Below are 3,430 nucleotides of genomic sequence, written 5' to 3' on the forward strand. Positions count from 1 at the left end.
GATGGCCGACGCCGGCACCACGTCAACATCGATTGACGGCAAAACTGCACAACAACAACGTGATGGGAGAACCACACCATGAATACGACACGCCTGATTACGGCAACCGGCCTGGGGCTGGCCATCAGCACCACCAGCCTGGTCACCATGGCCAGCGAGGTTACTATCCGCTGGGCCCTGCATCCCGGCGAAGAGGCCGATGCGGTCATCGAACACTTCGCTCCCGAGTACCAACGTCTAACCGGTGTTCGCGTGGAAGGCGAGATACTGCCCCCTGATCAGCTCCGCGATCGGATGTCCATCGAGGCCATCGGCGGCACCGGCCGCTGGGACATGGGTTACCACAGCCCCGGCTGGTTCGGCACCTTCCGCGACCATGTGGTGGACCTCACCCCCTTCATCGAGGAGCACGGCTTCGACCTGGATGCCTATCCGGAACTCATCCGCCGCTCGCACATGGAAAGCAGCGCGCGCCCCGGCGATATCATTGCCCTGCCTACCACCCCGGCAGCACCGATGCTGATCGCCCGGGAGGATTTCTTCGAACACCCCGATGAACAGGCCGCCTTCGAGGCGCAGTACGGCCGTGCCCTGGAGGTCCCGGCTACCTGGCAGGAGCTCTACGAGGTCGCTGAGTTCTTCACTCGCGAAGCCGGCGATACGGTGGCCGGTGAGGTGCTCGAGCATGACCTCTATGGCTGGACCGACGCCCTCGGCGCCGGCAGCGGCGTGGCACGCAGCTTCATCGTGATGCTCTACTCCACGGGTCTTGAGGGCTGGAACGAAAACTACCAACCCGACCTGGACCACCCGATCCTGGTCGAGGCTGCCGAACTCTTCGTCGACCTGGCCAACGACACCGCGCCCCCCGCCGCCCGCAACTGGGACTTCCTGGAAGGCCTGAGCTACTTCCGCGATGGCCGCCTGGCCATGGCCACCATGTGGCCACAGGGGCTCGGCACCGTGGAGGACCCGAACGGGGTATCCGCCGGCAAGGTGCTCTATCAGCCGCTGCCTGCCTTCGAGGGCAACCTGAAGGGTTACGAGCAGGGCGTACCCTTCCTGGGCGGCGGCGGCGTGTTCATCTTCGACACCCCCAACGCCGAGGAGGCCTTCAAGTTCCTCAAGTGGATGCTGCAGGACAACGAGATCGAGTGGGGCAAGCAGACCCAGCAGTTTTCCCGTGAAGCCCACTTCTCCAGCGAGGAGCTGCGCGGCCTCGAGGCCCACTACGAGCGCTTCCTGCCGGCCTACGAGCAGGTGCTGCAGCAGGTATTCGTGCGTCAGGGCATCCCTGAGTACGGCACCGTGATGTGGCAGGGCACCGTAGACTTCGCCACTGACGTGCTCAGCGGCGACATGACGCCCGAGCAGGCCCAGAGCCGATGGGTCAGGAACATGGAGCGTACCTTCCAGCGCGCCGGCTATCTCGAAAGATAAGAGGTCCGAAGCCGGTCGGTGTTAGGCAACACCGGCCGGCTAAAGGCTTCCCGACCCCGTATTCTTTCGAGGTATTTCCGATGCAAAACAATAGTCTCAATCGCTACACGCGAGGCTGGTACTTCGTGCTGCCCGGCCTGGTCGCCATGCTACTGATCGTCGCCTTCCCGCTGGCGATCGCCTTCCGCTTCAGCCTGCACGATGTCTTCCTGTACGACTTCGCCAACCAGTGGTTCGTCGGGCTCGAGAACTATCGTTATGCCCTTCAGGATCCGCTGTTCCTGAACTCGGTGCGCGTCACCGCCCTGTTCACCATCGCCAACACCGTCGGCTGCCTGGTCGTCGGCATGCTGGTAGCCTTCCTGCTCAGCGGCAAGAAGATCCGCTTCAAGGCCGGCTGGATGGCCCTGTTCCTGATCCCCTTCGTGATGACCCCGGTGATCGTCGGCATCACCTGGCGGCTGTTCATGTGGGAGCCGGACTTCGGGGTCGTCAACCAGATGCTCGGCTTATTCGGCATCGGCGGCCCCTACTGGCTGACCGACCGTTCCACGGCACTGTTCGCCACCGCCCTGACCAATGCCTGGCACCTCACACCCATGGCAATCCTGGTGCTCTACGCCGCCCTGACCACCATCCCCGAGGAGCTCTACGAGGCGGCCCGGGTCGATGGCGCCGGTCCCTTCCAGACCCTCTGGCATGTGGTACTGCCGATGATCCGTTCCCATATCCTGTTCGTGTCGATCATCATCATGACCAGCGCCTTTCGCGAGTTCGACATGGTCTTCACCATGACCGGCGGTGGCCCAGGCCGCTCCACCACGGTACTGAGCATCCTTGCCTACAACCGCGGCATCGCCAATCAGGATATGGGCATGGCCAACACCATCGCCTTCACCATGTTCATCATCATGGCCGTGGTCGCCTGGCTCTACATCAAGGTTTACAGGGTCAACAAGGAGGCCAGCGCATGAGTTATCAAGCAAAAAGCCGTTCGCTTTCCGTATCGCCTCCCGTCACCCCCGGGACTCACCCGCAACGTCGCGGGCTGACCGACCGTCAGAAGGGTAAACTGCTGCTCGGCGGCCAGTATCTGGGGCTGACACTCTGGCTGATTATCGCCCTGCTGCCGCCGCTGATCCTCCTGGCCGCTGCCCTCAACGAAACAGCCATGTTTCGCTCGCCGCTGGCGCTGCTGACCATGCAGGACTTCACTCTCAACAACTTCATTACCGCCTTTAACGCCGGTGATTTCTGGTTCTTCTTCCGCAACAGCCTGTTCATCGCCACGGCCGCGGTGATCATCTCGGTGGTGGTCTGCGTGCCCATGGCCTACGGGCTCACCAAGCTGCGTCCGCGGGTGCGCTCCAGTCTCTCCTTCGCGGTGCTGGCGATGCGTTTCCTGCCCCACGTGGTGCTGGCCCTGCCGCTGTTCCTGATCTTCGTCAACCTGGGGCTGTCCGGCTCGCGGATCGGGCTGCTGCTGGCCCACCTGTCGATCCACATCCCCTTCGCCACCTGGATGATGGTGGGCTTCTTCGAGAACGTGCCCAAAGAGATGGAGGAAGCGGCCATTGTTGACGGCTGCGGCCCCTGGCGGCTGTTCTGGAGCATCTCGCTGCCGGTAGTACGGCCGGGCCTCAACGCCCTCGCCATCCTGGTCTTCATCATGTCGTGGAACGAGTACCTGTTTGCGCTGTTCCTGGCCGGCAGTGACGCCCAGCCGCTGACCGTGGGCATCACCCGCTTCATGGGCGGGGTCGAAGCCGGCGCCCAGTACGGGGTGATCGCCGCCTACGCCAGCCTGATCGTGCTGCCGGTGATCATCTTCGCCCTGCTGGCCAACCGCTATATCGTGACCGGCATGACTGCCGGCGCCGTCAAGGGCTAAACACATCCGCCACCAGGAGATTTCGATGAGACAGCTCAAGTGGGGCATCCTGAGTACCGCCGCCATTGCCCGCAAGGCGATGATTTCGGCTATCCAGGC

General features: G+C 63.1%; 3 protein-coding genes. All 3 read left to right on the top strand.

From position 1 onward, the window contains the following. Nucleotides 1-78: 78 nt before the first annotated feature. The 3 genes from IBX53_RS15425 to IBX53_RS15435 all read left to right on the top strand — a co-directional run bounded on the left by IBX53_RS15425 (nucleotide 79) and on the right by IBX53_RS15435 (nucleotide 3,331). Nucleotides 79-1,440 carry an extracellular solute-binding protein gene (locus IBX53_RS15425; RefSeq protein WP_290911052.1) on the top strand — a complete coding sequence of 454 codons (1,362 nt, stop codon included), beginning with the start codon at nucleotides 79-81 and terminating at the stop codon, nucleotides 1,438-1,440. Between the two features lie 80 nt (nucleotides 1,441-1,520). Next, nucleotides 1,521-2,414: a carbohydrate ABC transporter permease gene (locus tag IBX53_RS15430; RefSeq protein WP_290911055.1), complete on the top strand. Its 894-nt coding sequence runs from the start codon at nucleotides 1,521-1,523 to the stop codon at nucleotides 2,412-2,414. Further along, nucleotides 2,411-3,331, top strand: coding sequence for a carbohydrate ABC transporter permease (locus IBX53_RS15435; RefSeq protein WP_290911057.1), 921 nt, complete (start codon nucleotides 2,411-2,413; stop codon nucleotides 3,329-3,331). The genes IBX53_RS15430 and IBX53_RS15435 overlap by 4 nt, the downstream gene beginning before the upstream one ends. Nucleotides 3,332-3,430: the final 99 nt, after the last annotated feature.

It is taken from the genome of Halomonas sp. (genome assembly GCF_014859505.1).
In the GTDB taxonomy this organism is placed as follows: Bacteria; Pseudomonadota; Gammaproteobacteria; order Pseudomonadales; family Halomonadaceae; genus Halomonas.